At 38.6% G+C, this 16,706-nt stretch carries 8 protein-coding genes; 6 read left to right on the top strand and 2 right to left on the bottom strand.

The window, feature by feature from the left end; translation table 11 throughout:
• Positions 1 to 258 precede the first annotated feature (258 nt).
• The 6 genes from QNI22_RS22955 (at position 259) to QNI22_RS22930 (ending at position 15,000) form a co-directional block, all read left to right on the top strand.
• Entirely contained in the window at positions 259 to 3,939 is a 3,681-nt protein-coding gene (locus QNI22_RS22955; RefSeq protein WP_314514186.1) for an RHS repeat protein, read from the top strand.
• 66 nt (positions 3,940 to 4,005) lie between these two features.
• Positions 4,006 to 5,208, top strand: coding sequence for a DUF4097 family beta strand repeat-containing protein (locus tag QNI22_RS22950; protein ID WP_314514185.1), 1,203 nt, complete (start codon positions 4,006 to 4,008; stop codon positions 5,206 to 5,208).
• Between the two features lie 85 nt (positions 5,209 to 5,293).
• Entirely contained in the window at positions 5,294 to 7,027 is a 1,734-nt protein-coding gene (locus QNI22_RS22945; protein WP_314514184.1) for a hypothetical protein, read from the top strand.
• Positions 7,028 to 7,086: 59 nt separating this feature from the next.
• Positions 7,087 to 12,663 (top strand): DUF6443 domain-containing protein, encoded by a 5,577-nt coding sequence (locus QNI22_RS22940; protein WP_314514183.1) that lies wholly within the window; start codon positions 7,087 to 7,089, stop codon positions 12,661 to 12,663.
• Between the two features lie 210 nt (positions 12,664 to 12,873).
• A complete protein-coding gene (locus QNI22_RS22935; RefSeq protein ID WP_314514182.1) occupies positions 12,874 to 13,314 on the top strand; it encodes a hypothetical protein in 441 nt (146 codons plus the stop codon).
• 132 nt (positions 13,315 to 13,446) lie between these two features.
• Positions 13,447 to 15,000, top strand: coding sequence for a leucine-rich repeat domain-containing protein (locus tag QNI22_RS22930; RefSeq protein WP_314514181.1), 1,554 nt, complete (start codon positions 13,447 to 13,449; stop codon positions 14,998 to 15,000).
• Between the two features lie 100 nt (positions 15,001 to 15,100).
• On the opposite strand, the gene QNI22_RS22925 is transcribed toward QNI22_RS22930, so the two are convergent.
• Positions 15,101 to 15,922: an RteC domain-containing protein gene (locus QNI22_RS22925; protein WP_314514180.1), complete on the bottom strand. Its 822-nt coding sequence runs from the start codon at positions 15,920 to 15,922 to the stop codon at positions 15,101 to 15,103.
• Positions 15,923 to 16,128: 206 nt separating this feature from the next.
• Entirely contained in the window at positions 16,129 to 16,704 is a 576-nt protein-coding gene (locus QNI22_RS22920) for a hypothetical protein (protein WP_314514179.1), read from the bottom strand.
• Between the last annotated feature and the right edge of the window lie 2 nt (positions 16,705 to 16,706).

Raw genomic sequence — 16,706 nt, 5'->3', positions numbered from 1 at the left:
ACCCTGTCTTTATTGTAGTAATTTTCCCATAAGTCCTTCCTTTACATAGTTCAACTAATAGTTTCAGAATACAACTAATAGTTTCAAAACACAAGCATTCAATTTTGTCATCGACTTCATAAATGCTGAATTTTGTGTTTGGAAAGTCACTGATATCTATCTATTAATTCTGTTTTTATTATGTAGGTAACATGTGTATAATCCCTTGTAAAGATTGTATTATCCTTATATATAAGAAAGGAAAGGAAACATTATTCTATGATCCTCAAAACTTTACCCAATATCTTTTTCTTAAAGAGAAAAAAAGCACTTATTTTACTAATAGGAATCTTTCATTTAGTTATATCTGCTTATAGCCAAGATTCTGGTGCAGGCTTAACATCTTATACGCCACCTTCTCCAAATGCAAGTGCTCTAGCAAAGTACGCTAATATACCTATCTCGTTATATACAGGAACTCCACAAATTGATATTCCTTTAGCAGATCTTTCTTTTCAAGGAGGAAAAGTTCCTGTCTCATTAAGCTATCATGCATCTGGAGTAAAAGTCCAAGACATTGCTAGTTCATGTGGTTTAGGTTGGTCTCTTAATTCAGGAGGAGTAATTACAAGAATAGTAAGAGGACTACCTGATGAAGATGAAAATGGATATTGTGGTGCTAATAAAGCTGGAGAGAAATTAACTCAGCAGTCTACTCCTTCTATTGATTATCTAATTAAGGTTACAAGAGAAGATCTGGATGCAGAGCCGGATCTATTTTATTTCAACGTAATGGGTTTATCGGGAAGATTTATATTAGATGCGGCTGGTAATCCTGTATTATTACCCTATCAGGATGTACTCATTAAGCCAGCTATTGGGCCATTAGGAGGTGTAAGTTGGGTGATAACAGATAACAAAGGGTATATCTATGTGTTTAAAGATAATGATTCTTTCAGAGAGAAAACAAGTGCAAAGCTTGAAGATGAGAATGATACTAAATGGAAAAGTTTCACTTCTTCCTGGTATCTTTCAGAAGTAAGATCCCCTTCCAATCAATTGTTAGCAAATTTTGCGTATGAAACCGTCAATGAAATAAAGTACAAAACATATGCTAGCATTTCAGCTCTTGGTATAAGGTTTTATCAACTTGGAGCTCCTGACGATCCAATCCTCATCAATACAGACTTATATTTTAGAAGTTTAAATAGAGATTTAAAAGTTAGTGCAAAGTACATTTCAAAAATTCAAACATCTTTAGGTGAAATTTCTTTTAATTATGATACTAGATTAGATCTGATTAATGGGAAACGACTATCATCTATGACGTTAGTTAACACTTTTGGTAAACAATTAATTCAAAGATATATTTTTAATAATAATGATTATTTTATAAGTGATCCAGCTTCAGGTGATGGTCTTACGGATGACATTACTCACAGATTACGCTTAACCTCTATTGAAAGAGTATCCAGCACAGGAAAGAAATCATTGTACTATCAATTTGGTTATAATCTAAATATATCATTACCACCAAGAAACTCATCGAAGTATGATCATTGGGGGTATTTCAACAATAATCAAAAGGCCACTGCAATAGCTGAAGTACCTGCAGATAAGGATATAGATGGAACCTATAGGGTGGGAGCAAATAAAGACCCAGATTCAGAGAGAACCAAAGCTGATATTTTGACCAGTATTATCAACTCAACAGGAGGTGAAACCAAGTTTATTTATCAAGCACACGATTGTAGTGATGATGCTTTCGATAGCAAGACTGTGGGTGGCTGTCGAATATGGAAAGTAATTGTAGACGACAAAAATGGACATCTTATTACCAAAGAATATAAATATATAAAAGAAGAAGCCCCTACCAAGTCAAGTGGAAGGATTTTTGGTTTGCCAGAATATGGTATAATTACATATCCTCCAGGTCCCTTATGTGGTGGTGCGGGATGTGCAGATGGAAATTATTATAGCCTTATAAGATATTCTTCTTCAGTTAACAACATCTTTGATATAGATGGAAGTCATATTGGATATAGTACCGTAATAACACAACATAGTAATGGAAGTCAGGAAATAACTAAGTTTACTGATATTAATTCCAATCCAGATGCCTTGCCAGCACAATTTGATATTGGAGCATTCAATGGCGAACAAACTAGTTTTTGGGAGGTTCCTTCTACAGGGGCACCTTTTACTTCCAGAACATCTAGAAGTTGGGAGAGAGGTTTAGTAAAAGAATATAAAGTACTCAACGCTAATAATAAACCTTTATCTACTAAGAGGAATTATTACACGGCTGGAGGTATAATACGGTCAATTCAAGCTCTTAAAGCAACTACTACTTATATTAATGGCGATCCAAAAGTTGGATATTGGTATGCTCTTTATGGTAAATATCAGATAGAATCAGCAATGATTTTTCTGATAAAGTCTGAGGAAGAGACCTATGATCAGAAAAGTATTAGTAATACTATTCCTAAGATTCTGACTACAACTAATTATGAATATACTTTTCCCAATAAACTTTCCAAGACTACAACTTCTATATTAGGAAATCCCAAAAAATATATTACTCAACTGATTTATCCTGAAATTCTGGTTGATGGAAACTTCCTTGATCCGGATATGGATGTGGTACGAGGTCTTAAGGATATACCTACACTAGCCTTAGTGAATATGTATACAAAGCATATAACAGGTGAACCTGTAGAGAAAATAACCTATGTCCAAGAAGGAGCAAACACACCACTGGTTACTTCTGCTGAGTTAACTGTGTTTGGTAATTTTCCCGCTGATCCAAATGACGTTTTCGATGAGACTCGTGCTTTACCTGCTAAAAAGTATGTTTTTACTGCACCAAATGGAGTAACTGATTTTCCATTGACCAAGGTTAAAAAGACAACTTATCAAACTGGTGGATTGAATTTAGTTAAATATATTCTTGATTTTGATTCCAGGTATAAGCTAGTTTCTTCAGTAGATAAATACAAACCAATAAAAGATGATCCTTTACAAGTAAGTACAAAAGATAATTACAAAACTTCCTATATATGGGGGTACAATGACAATCTGGTTATTGCTCAGGTTGCTAATGCTTCTCTTACCCAAACCAGACAAATTGTTAATGCCAGTCAGAATTTTTTCCTGGCACAATTGGCAAATGATACCCAATCGGGTGCGCTTCCTGTGGCTCAGCCTACATTGAAGCTCGATTATGCACAGAGTGTAACCTTTACAGTGACAGCTGAGATGTTGGGAAGTGGCTCTCCTGCTATTGCTCCTTATGTAGAAGTTTCATTGAAAAACATGGATGGAAGTAGTAATGGAGGATTTTTTCGTTCGTTTCAGTTTAGTGGAACCCGTCAGCAACAACAACAATTTACGGTTTCTTTACCCATAGGTGAGTATCAGATTTATTACAAGAGCAATGCTATCCCCAATGGTAATACGGATTTTCAAGGTGTAATGCTCACCATTACCGCTCCCTATCAGATTGAGAAATATAACTATAATGTATTTCACACAAGTTTTGAAGAAACGACTGAGGGACAAGAGGAAGCATTCGCTAAGACAGGCAGAAAAAGTTACAGAGCAGGTAGTTACAAATTGAATATTCCTACAATAGCTGGACAATATATTATATCCTGGTGGGAGAAAACAACCAATGACAACAACTGGATTTATAAAGAAGAGATTGTTACATCAAATGGAAGTGATATGAGCAGAACTATATCTGCCCCCTATATTGATGAAGTCCGCTTGTATCCTATAGGCGCGTTGATGACTACTTATACCTATGATCCGCTGATAGGACTTACTTCCCAGACAGATCCCAATAGTATCACTACTACCTACCTGTATGATGCGTTTGGTAGGTTGGAATATGTGAAGGATTCGAATGGAAATATCATCAAAAACTATGTTTACAAACTGGTCACAGATCCAGAGTAAGGTGTCAGTTACCAGTCTTTATTTATAAACAATTCTTCCATTCGCTTTTCAATACTCTTACTATACATGCGGACACTATTATTAGTGGTATTTTATATAATGCCCCTTCTGCTGAAAGCTCAACAGGTAATAACCTCAGATGCTAATGGCAATGCAAGTACAATTCAACCAGGCAAACGAGTAGAGGTGACATTAAACACAGAGGGTGACCTTCAGGTAGTAGGAACTTCTCAATCAAAAGCTGCTATGCGTTTGGCTTCTCAGTTATCTAATCTGACTGTTACACAGGCTAATAACTTGACTCAGGATCAAGCCACCTCGGCATTTGTGGTTAATACTACAACTGACAAAAAGTTAGATACTTTGTTATATCGTCTGGAAAGCATGGATGGATTGCATGTGTTTTCCAAAGAAAGTGATGCTATCCATCAGAAGTTGCAGATTGCCTTACCGGATAGTTACCAACTCAGTTCACAGATCGAAAAGGGAGATATGTCTCTTTCAGAACTTAATGCTACTGTTGACCTGCAGATCGGACAGGGTAACCTGACAGCATCCCAATTGCAGGGATATCTGTATGCTACCTTGCAGGAAGGGAATTGCACTGTTTCCAATGCAACGCTAGAAGGAAGCCTCTTTACCCAGAAAGGCGATATTCTGCTTTCAGATGTGAGTGGGATGCTTCAGGCTAGTAGCCAGAATGGAAAAGTAACCTATCAGTATTCCCCTGCTTTTCTGACTAAGAAAGGTTCAGGTTTTCGTCAGCAAATTCTCTCAGGAAATCTGCAAATCAGTTCCCTGCCTGTAAGTGCCTCTTTTGCGCTGGAAAAAGGCAATGTACAGATTGACAAGGCACAAAAGAATGTGGATCTGGCGGTTAAGGAGGGTAATATTACCCTTGGTTCTGCTTTAGGTAATTCTGTGAGCGCCGTTACTGAGAAAGGAAATATCACTTATACTCTTTCTTCTTCAGTTAGTGAGCAAAAGCTGATTCTGATTGCTGAACAGGGGGATATTATTTTAACCTTACCTTCCGGTTTTGAGGGTTCTCTGCAAATCCATCTGGTTCAAACTTCTTCTGACAATACTTCTACTACAAGTACATCCTTAGTCAGTGAGTGGGAAATGGGTACAGCACAGGAAGAAATTCAACAAGGAACCAATGGCCAGGTTCTAAGTAAAGAAGGACACTGGAATCGGGTTGGCACAGGTAAGATTACTCTTTATCTGAAAGCCACCAATGGAAAGATCTATCTCAAAAAGAGCTGATGAGTTGAAGCATACTTGACTCCAACCTATTAACGTCTACAAACAAATCTATACTACGATTCTTACTACCGAAAATACACCTACTATGTATATTCCTATTCTTTCTGCTGTCTTGTCAGTTACCAGACGACAGACCGAACAAAAAGGCCAGCAGGGAAACCAAAAGCGAAGCTATTTCCATTTCTTTTATCTGCTACTTGTAGGGAGTCTGTTGCTATCAGTAAACAGCCAGGCAGCCTCTTACACATGGAATGGCTCTGTGAGTACTGACTGGAATACGGCCGCCAACTGGACACCTGCGGCTGTACCGGCTTCGACGGATGATGTGACAATTAACACCGTGAGTGTGAACCGTTATCCGGTTTTAGTAGCCAATACAACCCTGAACAGTTTTACCCTTAATTCGGGTAGTATTGACCTGGCTGGGTTTATCCTCACCTGTAATGGGACAACCACCCTCAAAGGAGGAACGTTTGGCTCTTCGCTCACCAAAGGAGAAATTAAAGCGCTGGGTGGTACTACTTCCTTTGGCTCGGCTACTACTTCAGTTACCATCAATACACTAGTCACTGTCATTGGACCCGTAGTTTCCGGCATGCAGAATACCACTTTCAATGAGATGGTCAACTTTACCAAGAACGGAGGCTATCTGGAATCAGCTAATGGAAATAATGTTTTTAAAGAGACTGTGACTATTACCATGACTGATGGCTTGCGTTGGTCACTGGCTCAGAACTATCCCGATACTTTCTATAAAGATCTGACCATTACGGTCAATAAGCCCAATGGCAATTATGGGGTTGTAATTGGCAAAAGCGTTTATAAAGGCAATATTACAACCAACATTATTACAGCAGCCGTGTATCTATATGGCACACAGGAAGCTACAGGGAAACTGATTATGGGTCAGGTAGGGGTGCAACCCTATTTGTATCTGACTAATTTTATCAGTCAGACCACCGATCCTCTTGCCATTCAGATGCCTGGACTGCCAACGGCTGGAAATGGCGGCGTTATAGCGCTGGAAAATTGTGTCTTCTATGGAGATGTGCGTTTTTGGGGTTATCAGCTTTACTATAAGGGATGCACTTTTTTTAGAAGAGCGATCTTGCAAAAAAGTACCTGGGTCAATGGGACACCTAACCCTGCCCGGGTTGCCGATTGGTCTTCGGCTTGGACTCCGCCTGGTAGTGTACCCACTCCGATTCCCAATCCGGCCAATACTGGCTCAGATGGGGTGATTCTCAATACCTTATATGGACCAGTGATCATCAATGGAGGCGGCACCTGGATTGGAGGTTGGTTTGGGGCTAATCAGCGGAGTATTTTCTATGATGAAGTCACCATTATTAATCCGACCAACGGCACTTTTGGTATTTCCTATAGTAATACAGCCGATGTGTTTCTTAAGAAACTGACCCTGGACGGAAGCCTGTTTACCTTTGGCAATAGTGGCGCGATTACCACTTTTGGGGAAGGAGTGGTGTTGCAGGATGGGGGAGTCTATAATGGATTGAATTTGCAAAAGGTTGTCTTTAAAGGGACTACAGCCCGTCAGCTCACTTTTGGTAGTAACACGCAGTTGCATCTGGGTACTGGCTTTGTCAGTGAGAGTGAATTAACGGTGACGGCTCCGCATCTGTATCTGGATGGAGCTACTTTTCTAAAGCCAGCAACTTTCATCAAGACGGTTGCAGGAGATAATATCAGTATAGGCGGTAATGTCTTCAAGGACAAAGTACTAATCAAAAACCAGGCTACCTCAGGCACGATTCAAATGGCTACTCAATACAATGATATCATCAACAAAGGGCAGTAGCACAGTTGATACTATAGAACACTTTAACTGAATTCAAGAGGAAAATATATACACTCATTATGCCCTTACCCTTTACATACTTGTTTCGTTACTGTATAACCTGTCTACTCATTTTGGGAGCTGGTTTGCTAGCCAAAAGCCAGAGTATACCCAAAAAAAACTATATCGATCATTTTCAGACTCCTGCCAGAGGAACTCAGCAGGTTACACTTGAAACGGGATTGACTGTGCCTGCAGGCCAGAGTTTTGAAGGACAGATTGTAGATGCTGCTTCTGGACCCAATCCTATACAACCTCTGCGACTGGATCTTTCTTCTACTCAGGAAGAAATCATAGAAGGGGAATGTGTGAACCTGTCAGCCAGTGTCTCCCATGCTTCCGGATATAATCTGTTACTGGATGGAATCGATGATTATATCAAGGTAACCGATCCATCGTCGAAGCTGGCGTTTGACTATACTAGCAGCTTTACTATTGAGGCATGGTTTAAAACAACTTCTGCAGCGTCTGTCATGCTGGTAAGCAAAATGAAGAACGTGGCTCCCTATAAAGGCTATGATATATATCTTATGGGCGGAAAGGTTGCTGTTCAGCTAATCAATACCTGGCCTACCAATGCCCTGATGGAAAGTACGCAACTGACCTACAACGATGGCAAATGGCACCATGTAGCCTGGACATATGGTGGACAGGGAAATGTGGGTAGCAGTGAAATCTATGTCGATGGAGTGAAACAGGTAACTGATACCTATGTGTCTAACGGTCAGCCAACCAGCACTGTCTCTGCCTCAATTGTAGACGCTACTGCCAGTTTTACTATAGGCACCCGTGCAAATTCAGCATCTCCCACTTATTACTTCAATGGCCAGTTGGACGAAGTTCGTATCTGGAACCTGGCTCGCTCAGAACAGGATATTCAGAATAGCTATAAGAAAGCCATAGATCCACTTACATCGGGTATTCAGGCCTACTGGCGATTTGATGATCAGGATATAATACAAGATCTATCAGTGAACAAACTTGCTTCACTGATGAAGAACAACATCATTACTGTTCCCTCAGATCTGGAAAGTCTTACTCCAGATTTTCCATTAACATGGACAGCAAGTGAAGGAAACCTGCCAGCTATGGATGCAGATGGGTCTTATAAGATCTGTGATCTGACTGCCAATGCAGATAATACACCTAAAGTGTATACCTATATAGTAACAGTTACTTATAATGATGGTACTCCTTCAGAAACCAAAACGATTACTGTAACAGTAAAACCCCCTTTGCCTGCTTTGTGCCTGCCAAAGGATAAGGCAAACTATGTGATTGAAAATACAATATTGGTAGAAGGAAAAACACAACCTGGGGATTTAAGTGGTTTGTCAGCTCAGCAAATGAGTCAGAAAATTACTTTCTTTGATGGGATTGTCAGACCTATACAGATTATTCAATCTCAGGCCAGCCCTGCTGGGAATGATATTATTCAACCTTTAGCCTATGATGTACATGGCAGAGAACCCCGCAAATATCTTTCTTATACACATCCTGCTAACTGTTCAGAAAACCGTTTTCGCCCTTTTAATCCTGATAGTTATACATCTACAGAACAATACCAGTTTTATCAACAACAGGCTGATATCGCTCATGATATCGCTCCTTATGCTGAAAGTATATTTGAGAATTCGCCTTTGAATCGTGTTGAAGAGCAAGGTAGTGAGGGTGATGCCTGGCAACCTACAGATAGAGCTACGCCTGCCAACAATAAAACCCTGAAAACTCTTACCCGAACCAATACCGAAAATGAGGTTCGCCAGTGGATATATTCATCTACAGGTAGTGCGACGGGAAATAGTTTCTATCCTGCCAATACATTGACAGTTACCGAAGCGACAGATGAACATGGACTCAAACGTATTTCCTATACCAATGAGCAGAAAGATGTGGTTTGTGTGAAACTTGAGAAAACCGCAGGTAGTGGACAATATGTTTCTACCCAGTATGTGTTTGATCTGGTTGGTAACTTGCGTTTTGTCATTTCTCCTGAGGCATACAACTATCTGGAAGATGCAGCTGATGGATCAACAGCTATAGCTGAAAATGAAGCACGGGCTAACTTTGAAATCCGCTATGAAGATGCCTTTACTGATAAATGGCTTTTTGCTTATGTGTATGATAGCCAGCAGCGATCATCTGAAGCTAAGGTTCCTGGTAGTGGAATAACCTACACCGTTTATGACAAAGCAGACCGGGTAGTGCTTACCCAGAATGCGAGACAACGAGTAGAGAATAAGTGGGCCTTTATCAAATATGATGTGCATTCACACAATATTCTTACAGGTATATACACTCATATAGCAGCTTTGTCACAACCACAGATGCAGCAATATCTGGATCAGCAGTATATAGATGATCCTAATGATGCTACGGACAATGCCGATGCTACCCGCCAGCATTTTGAGTCTAGATCATCTGAAAACTTTGCCAGCCAGTATGGCTACAGCAATCAGGCTTTTCCTTTTACATCATTAGATATTCTGACTGTCAAGTACTACGATGATTATGATTTCAACAGAGATGGAAGTGCTGATGTGGTGTATCAAAGTGTGTCTGCTGATTTTGAGTCAAGCGCATTTGTTCGCCTGCAGGGAAAAGAAACTGCTTCTAAAACCAAGGTATTAACTGTTTCTACAGGTACTAATACATCTGATACCAAAGAATGGCTTCTTGCTATACAATACTATGATCAGTATGGAAGAGTGATTCAAACTGTTTCAGATAACTATCCCAACGGGCAGGATATTGTCTCATCTAAATATGATTTTGCAGGAAAAGTGTTAAAAACGCAGCAAAATCATACAGCTCAAATTGACGGAGTAGTTGTTAATCAACTGGAACAGCAAGGCTTTACCCGTTATGATCATGCGGGTAGAGTGAAAAAGATTGAAATGCAAATCAAAGGGGACATGCGCAAAACGCTGGTGGCCTATGAACATAATGAACTGGGTACTATAGTTCGCAAACGGTTGGGAGCAGATCTGCAAAAGGTAGATTATACCTATACTATCCGGGGGTGGTTACACAAAGTCAATGATCCGGCACTGACAGAGCTATCCGATTTGTTTGGAATGGAAATTGACTATAATTCGACGGATGATGGTTCAATCATAACGCCCCAATGGAATGGTAACATCAGTCGTGTAGCCTGGAAAAGCCGTACTGATGAAATTGCTCGTAGTTATACCTATGGCTATGATGGATTAAATCGATTGACTGCCGCTGCTTATCAAAGCAACCGTACGCTGGAAAAGTTTTCCTTGAGTGGGATGACTTACGATAATAATGGAAATATACGTACACTTAAACGCAACAATCTTCTTTCTACAGAGAATAATACTGCTCCAACCTTTGGGGTAGTGGATGAACTTACTTATAGTTACAAAGGAAATGGAAACCGGTTACGTGCCGTTGGGGATGCTGCTACTACAACACTTGTATCAGCAGGTTTTAAGGATGGTTTTGTACAAGCAGGTGATGAAACTCAGGAGTATAACTATGATGCAGTAGGGAACCTGATATCAGATAAAAATAAGAAAATTTCCAGTATTATCTATAATGTGTTGAATCTGCCTGAAAAGATCATTTTTGATCGTGCAGAACCACAAGCAGATGAAGTGATCGAAAATGTCTATAATGCGGCAGGAGTGAAGCTATTGAGGCGGGTATATAAAGTAGGCAATGATGGATCAGAAAGCGAAGTGAAAATGACTTATTACATAGGCGGACTTGTTTATGAACAGGGCATCTTACAGTTTGTTCCACAAGCTGAAGGGCGTGTATTACCGCCTCAGGTAACAGGGTCGCAAGTGTGGACGTATGAATATCATTACAAAGATCACTTGAATAGTTTGCGCCTGGCTTTTCGCGAAGGGAAAACCCGTACACGGGAAGCGTCCATGGAAACCTTCCGAATTGAACAGGAAACAGCACAGTGGCTAAACTGGACAGGAACACGCAATGCTGAGAAAGCCAACATATCTGTGTATCCAAGTAGTTTGTATTCTGCCAAGCTGACTTCGGATAAACCACTGGGACCTTTTACAACTATTGCTGTTGGTAAAGGAGATAAAGTAAAGATTACGGCTTATGCCTATTATCAGCAATCAACCAGTACAGGAATAAGTATCAACTGGGCGAATGTCATTTCCGGTTTATTGAGTGGTGTGACCACTGGAGGAGGATCAAGTGCGGAAGTGGCTAAAAAGCAACAGAATATCAATCTACTGGGATTAGGTTTAAGCTGGATGCCAGGGGCTATGCAGAAAGCCAATGTGCCCAAAGCTTATTTACAGGGTATTCTCTATGATAAGAGTGGTAAATATGTCAGAACATATAGGGAACCAGTAGATGTAACCAGCAACAACCGATGGAATGATTATAGTCTTCCACTGACGATCAATACCGATCTGATTGACCAGGATGGAACCTTACAGGTAATGGTAGTCAATGAGAGTAATGTATCTGTATGGTTTGATGATATTAAAGTAGAACAGAAGGAAGCTTTAACAGTACAGGAGAACCATTATGATCCATGGGGACTGGATCTGGCAGGGATTGAGAAAGAAGGCAATCCGGAGCATGACTGGAAATACAATGGTAAAGAATTACTTTCAGGAGAGGATAATCTTAATTTAGACTGGAGCGATTATGGAGCACGCTATTATGATGCTGAGTTGGGTAGATGGAGTGTTATAGATCCACTAGCAGATAGGATGCGTAGATTTTCACCATATAGTTATGCCTTTGATAATCCGATACGCTTTATTGATCCAGATGGAATGGCTCCATCGGATGGTCCGGGACCTTTTTATTCTCCTTATGGAGAGAATCCTTATCGTGGGATGGATCAACTCCAACGCTTACAGGCATGGGTTAAAGAACTATTTAGTGATAATAGAAAAGTTAGAACAGATGCTATTCAACAAGGGATTGATAGAATTCCAGGTATGCAGGCTTTGAAGATGGTTGATAAGATGGCGACTGGACAAGAAGTTTCTTGGACTGAAAGATTCTTTGGTTATTTGGATTATGCAAGTTTAGCATTTGGTGCTGCTGGATCTGAACTTAGTATGGCTAGTCGAGGTGCTGTTATCGCTGAAGAAACAGCTACCATTACTGCTACTGAAGAGGTTGCTGCCACTGTCGTTACTAAAGAACCTGTTTCTTTACAAACAATGAAAATCGCAACAAGATATGATAAGGGAAAAGCAGTTCATAGTTTAATAGGTATAGAGATAAGTCCTGGCGAAACAGAATGGTTTCACCAAGGTTTGAGAAGAGGAACAAGTAGAGTTGAGTCAGGTGGTCTGGCGATTGGGCCTGGGAGATTTTCTAAGATGATTGGCACACCTGATAATACTTATAGATTTACTACATTTAAAGTACCGGAACAAAATGCTCAAGCTGCGTTGAAGAAAGCCCAGTCTATGGTAGGACCAAATATATATAATTCACTTACTAATAGTTGTGTAACTTGTGCAACAACTGTTTTGGAAGCTGCTGGATATAAACCAAGTCCATTAATACTAAAACCTGCACAGCTAGAAAGTTATGCTCAAAAACTGCAAAATACAATGCCACAATGGTAAAACTTTCATAATTGGTAGATGAAAATAGTTAATTTAAGGTGCTGGCTATAATTAGTTTTGGATAGTTTCTACTATTATTCTGTTTTATAGAAGTATCAGTTGCTATACAATTTATATTATTCCAAAGCTTGGAACTAAAAATGGCGATGTTATTAATAATAATATAAACTATTGTTAGCCAAGTACTTAAAAAATTAAACATTATGTCTTATGTGTGCAGAATATGAGATCTTATTTGATTCTAATCCAGATTTAGATTTATTGTTAATTATGTTTAAACAATATTCTGGACTGAATCTTGAGTGTATTCGTAATGATAATCGTGAAGATAATTCTATCTCGGCAGTGTTAACTCATCCTGAATTAAATATGCAAAGCCAATTTATTGATATTTACTTTGTTAAAAAAGATATGAATGGTAATGAATATAAAAGTGATTTAATTGTGGTTCATTCATTTACACCTTTTCTAAATTATGTTGAAGGAGTTATCTTATGCATATTAAGGGATTTGGGAGGGAAATTTACTTTTGAACCTCCTCTTCCTTCTTGGGCCAGAGAAAAATGGCAGGGAAAAAAGTGGTGGGAGAAATCCACTTCTCAGCTAAGTTGGTTGAGTAAACTAATACAGAAAATATTAAAGTTAGGCTAGTTCCTAGGCTATAGATCCAGTAATAAGTTACTCTAGCGATAATAAAACTTCTTGTAGTTTCTAATTTAGAAATTACTCAGCTTGATAGGTGTTTAGGTGAACAAAGATTGAATGAAATAACTTATTAACTATATGATTAAAACAAATATTCTGTTTCTACTTTATGTGCTTTTACTACAAGTATCCGTTGGTCAAACAACTAATTATACATTAGATGAAGCTTTGCTACATACAGAAAAAGTAAGTGCGCTTCATCTGACAGATTCAGTTTCCATCTTTTCTCCAAAACTAATAAAACTTACTGATATTAAGGTATTGGATCTGGGTGGAGCTGGGTTATCAAGCTTGCCATCTTCATTAACTAGGTTGAAGAATCTGGAAGAGTTGAATCTTTCTGATAATGCATTAAAGACATTTCCAAAAGAAGTCTTGGCTCTACCTAACTTGAAAGTCCTGAAACTGAATAGAAATCGTCTCGATAGTATACCTGCTTCTGTTTCTAAACTGGTTAAGCTAAAGTCGTTACAGTTGGTAGATAATAAGATTACTAAACTACCTGTAGAGATCAAGACAATGGCATTGGAAGATTTGCAAGTTCGTGGTAATCAACTGAGTGAGCTTATCAGCAAACAGGAATTGGGTACAACCAAACTGTATCAGAGCCTGAATGATGCTCTCAAAGAACCTGAGAAGGTATATCGTCTGGAACTAACTGGCTTAAAAGAGTTACCAGGTGACCAGCTTAAACAATTTAAAAATTTGCAAGAGTTGAATCTGGCAAATGGATACCTAAAAGAATTGCCTAAAGAAGTTGGGGATCTTAAAAATCTTCAGACTGTCAATCTGGTCAATAACAAGCTGACAACATTGCCTAAGGAAATTACTCAACTACAGAATCTTACAGAAATCAATGCAGGCGAAAATGTGCTGGCTTCACTACCAAAAGGAATTGGAAATCTGAAAAACCTGGAAGGGTTGCATTTGATGGGAAATAAGCTGGAACAACTTCCGGCGGAGATTGGAAGTTTGGAAAAGTTAAAGACTTTAACGTTAACGTCTAATAATCTTAAACAACTTCCGGAACAGCTTGGCAATCTTTCCAGTCTGAAACAACTTAATCTGGGAGGCAATCAGCTTGAACGATTACCAGAGGAGTTAGGAAAGCTGAAAAATCTAAGTTCGCTAAATGTTTTCTCCAATAAACTGACACTGTTGCCTGAAAATCTGAAAAGTTTGGACGGATTAAAAAATCTGGATCTGACAGGTAATACCTTATCTGCTTTACCAGAAGGATTAGGCAACCTGAAAGAATTACAGTTTCTAAAGCTTTCTAATAACAAGCTCAGCAGTTTACCAGATGAGATAGGCAAGTTAGGTAAATTAGAAAAATTGGATCTTAAAAATAACCTGCTGGCTAGTGTACCAAAGCAAATTGGAGAATTGAAAAACCTGAAAACGCTGAATTTATCTAACAATACATTATTATCATTACCAGAAGAGTTATCAGATCTTTCCAGTTTAAAGTCTCTGGATGTGTGGGGAAACAAGATATCTAAAATGCCATCTTCTATGAGTAAGCTAAAACAACTACAAAACTTCAGCTTCCAGAAAGAATGGCTATCAGCTAGAGATTTTGACGATCTCAAAACCCAGCTTTCTGGAACTTTGATCAAAACAGGGATATAGATTTTCCATGCTTTGCTACTCTTACTATATATTGAATGGTGGGTTTTGCTTTCATAAAGGATTATATAACTACTAGAATATAATCCTTTATGCATTGTGATTATTTTAGAGTCTCATCAGCCTCATCCATACGTTGTATCAGCCTTTCTTTCAACAAGTCTAAAAAAGCGGATCTTCCAGTCTTACGAATTCGAATTTCCAGAAATGTGCGATAATAGTTCTTCAGATCTACATGAAAAGCATTTTCGAAATAAGTAGCTATTTGCTTTAAATCTACTTTTCCAAAAGCGCCAACTGAATGCAATGCATATAACAATTCAATGCAGGCTGTTTTGGAAAGGGTCCAGTGTAAGTTAGATTTAGATGATTCTACCACAGCAGCATTATCCAACATAATCAATTCTTTATTCAGATAAATAATCAGCTTTTCGTTTGCTAGTATCCTGGCTACTTTATAATCATAACCTGTAGAAAACTGTGGATCTGAATCATAAATAAACTTGTCTAGGGCTAAATACATTTCATGATTTTCTCTGAGAAAGTACTTTTCATCCAGGTAGGTGGCATGAAGTCTGTAATACTGATAGAACTCCCGATTGTTGTCAAAAAAATCACTAACCTTATCTAGTTCTTTGTGTATATAGATTTTTTGTACTTGAGTACTGCCTATTGGCTTATTGCGTTCGATGTTGAATAGAGATGTATAATAGAACAGCTCAGATAGAAACCTAGGTTTAATTTCTTTAAAGAAGTGAATCTCTTCCTGTTTATGAGTAAAAGGATGTTCAACTATCCATTTTTTTAGCTGAGTGATAGAATCTAAAACCACTGCAATACATTTTTCAGACTGCTTTAATATATTTTGTTCTTCATTGGCAATAACAGCCAGCCTCTCTTTTAGGTCTTCGTATAAGGTTTCCATGAGTATGATTGAGGTTCATAGTGGTGAACGAAAAGATGGGAAAGTTGCTACTAGTAGTAAAATCAGAGGAGGTATAAATGATAATGATAGTAGCAGACTTCAGAATATTTGCAAAAAAAAATAGTTAAATGTGGCAAAATAATAGTAGCTCCAAAGCAAAGTATGGCCTTGGATGTTGTATTCCTCTTAAGGGCAATAAAACTTAATCAGAATCGTAAGAAATAATGCAGGTCACCTTGATTGATTAATATCCAGGAGGTAATCTTTCCTGTTTTCTCATCAAATAAAAAATACTGAATGGGGGTATATACTTGATCTTTCTTGAAAGCGATCAAGGTATTTTGGAGTTGTTGTCGTCCTGCTTCCAATTCATTTTCACGATCTACAGTTTTCATAGGTTTACCAAACACATCTTGTACAGGTTCTGACTCCCATACCATTTTAGGCAGATTGTCTGGATTTGAAAATTTTGGCCATGGTACAACGTCAAATTCTTCCAGATTAACATGTTGAAGGTGTTTCTGAAACATCTCAAGTGTTGCCTGCAATAATCTTCCTTTAGAGGTAGTAGGCACCCAAGCGGAATCAGGAACCTGAATATAGTTTTGCAATTCTTGATTCGTAATCTGTTGTAATGGAGTTTGCTTTACATACTTACAAAACGCATAGAGTAACTGAGCTCGTTTAGTCTCCTCTGTTGTCAGCTGGTTTGATTGAGCTTGTAGTGTAATCGTACTTAGTAAAAGTCCAATAACCAGGTAAATTGTCTTACAGGTCTTCATAG

Origin of the sequence: Xanthocytophaga agilis (assembly GCF_030068605.1) — a bacterium.
GTDB lineage: Bacteria > Bacteroidota > Bacteroidia > Cytophagales > 172606-1 > Xanthocytophaga > Xanthocytophaga agilis.
The sequence above is the reverse complement of the archived record's forward strand: the minus strand, read 5'-3'. Positions and strand labels throughout refer to the sequence as shown.

Bases quoted from the DNA above. Each gene is read 5' to 3' on its own strand.
- QNI22_RS22925 (WP_314514180.1), bottom strand. From the start codon at position 15,922: ATGGAAACCTTATACGAAGACCTAAAAGAGAGGCTGGCTGTTATTGCC.
- QNI22_RS22945 (WP_314514184.1), top strand. From the start codon at position 5,294: ATGTATATTCCTATTCTTTCTGCTGTCTTGTCAGTTACCAGACGACAG.
- QNI22_RS22950 (WP_314514185.1), top strand. From the start codon at position 4,006: ATGCGGACACTATTATTAGTGGTATTTTATATAATGCCCCTTCTGCTG.
- QNI22_RS22930 (WP_314514181.1), top strand. From the start codon at position 13,447: ATGATTAAAACAAATATTCTGTTTCTACTTTATGTGCTTTTACTACAA.
- QNI22_RS22955 (WP_314514186.1), top strand. From the start codon at position 259: ATGATCCTCAAAACTTTACCCAATATCTTTTTCTTAAAGAGAAAAAAA.
- QNI22_RS22940 (WP_314514183.1), top strand. From the start codon at position 7,087: ATGCCCTTACCCTTTACATACTTGTTTCGTTACTGTATAACCTGTCTA.
- QNI22_RS22920 (WP_314514179.1), bottom strand. From the start codon at position 16,704: ATGAAGACCTGTAAGACAATTTACCTGGTTATTGGACTTTTACTAAGT.
- QNI22_RS22935 (WP_314514182.1), top strand. From the start codon at position 12,874: ATGTGTGCAGAATATGAGATCTTATTTGATTCTAATCCAGATTTAGAT.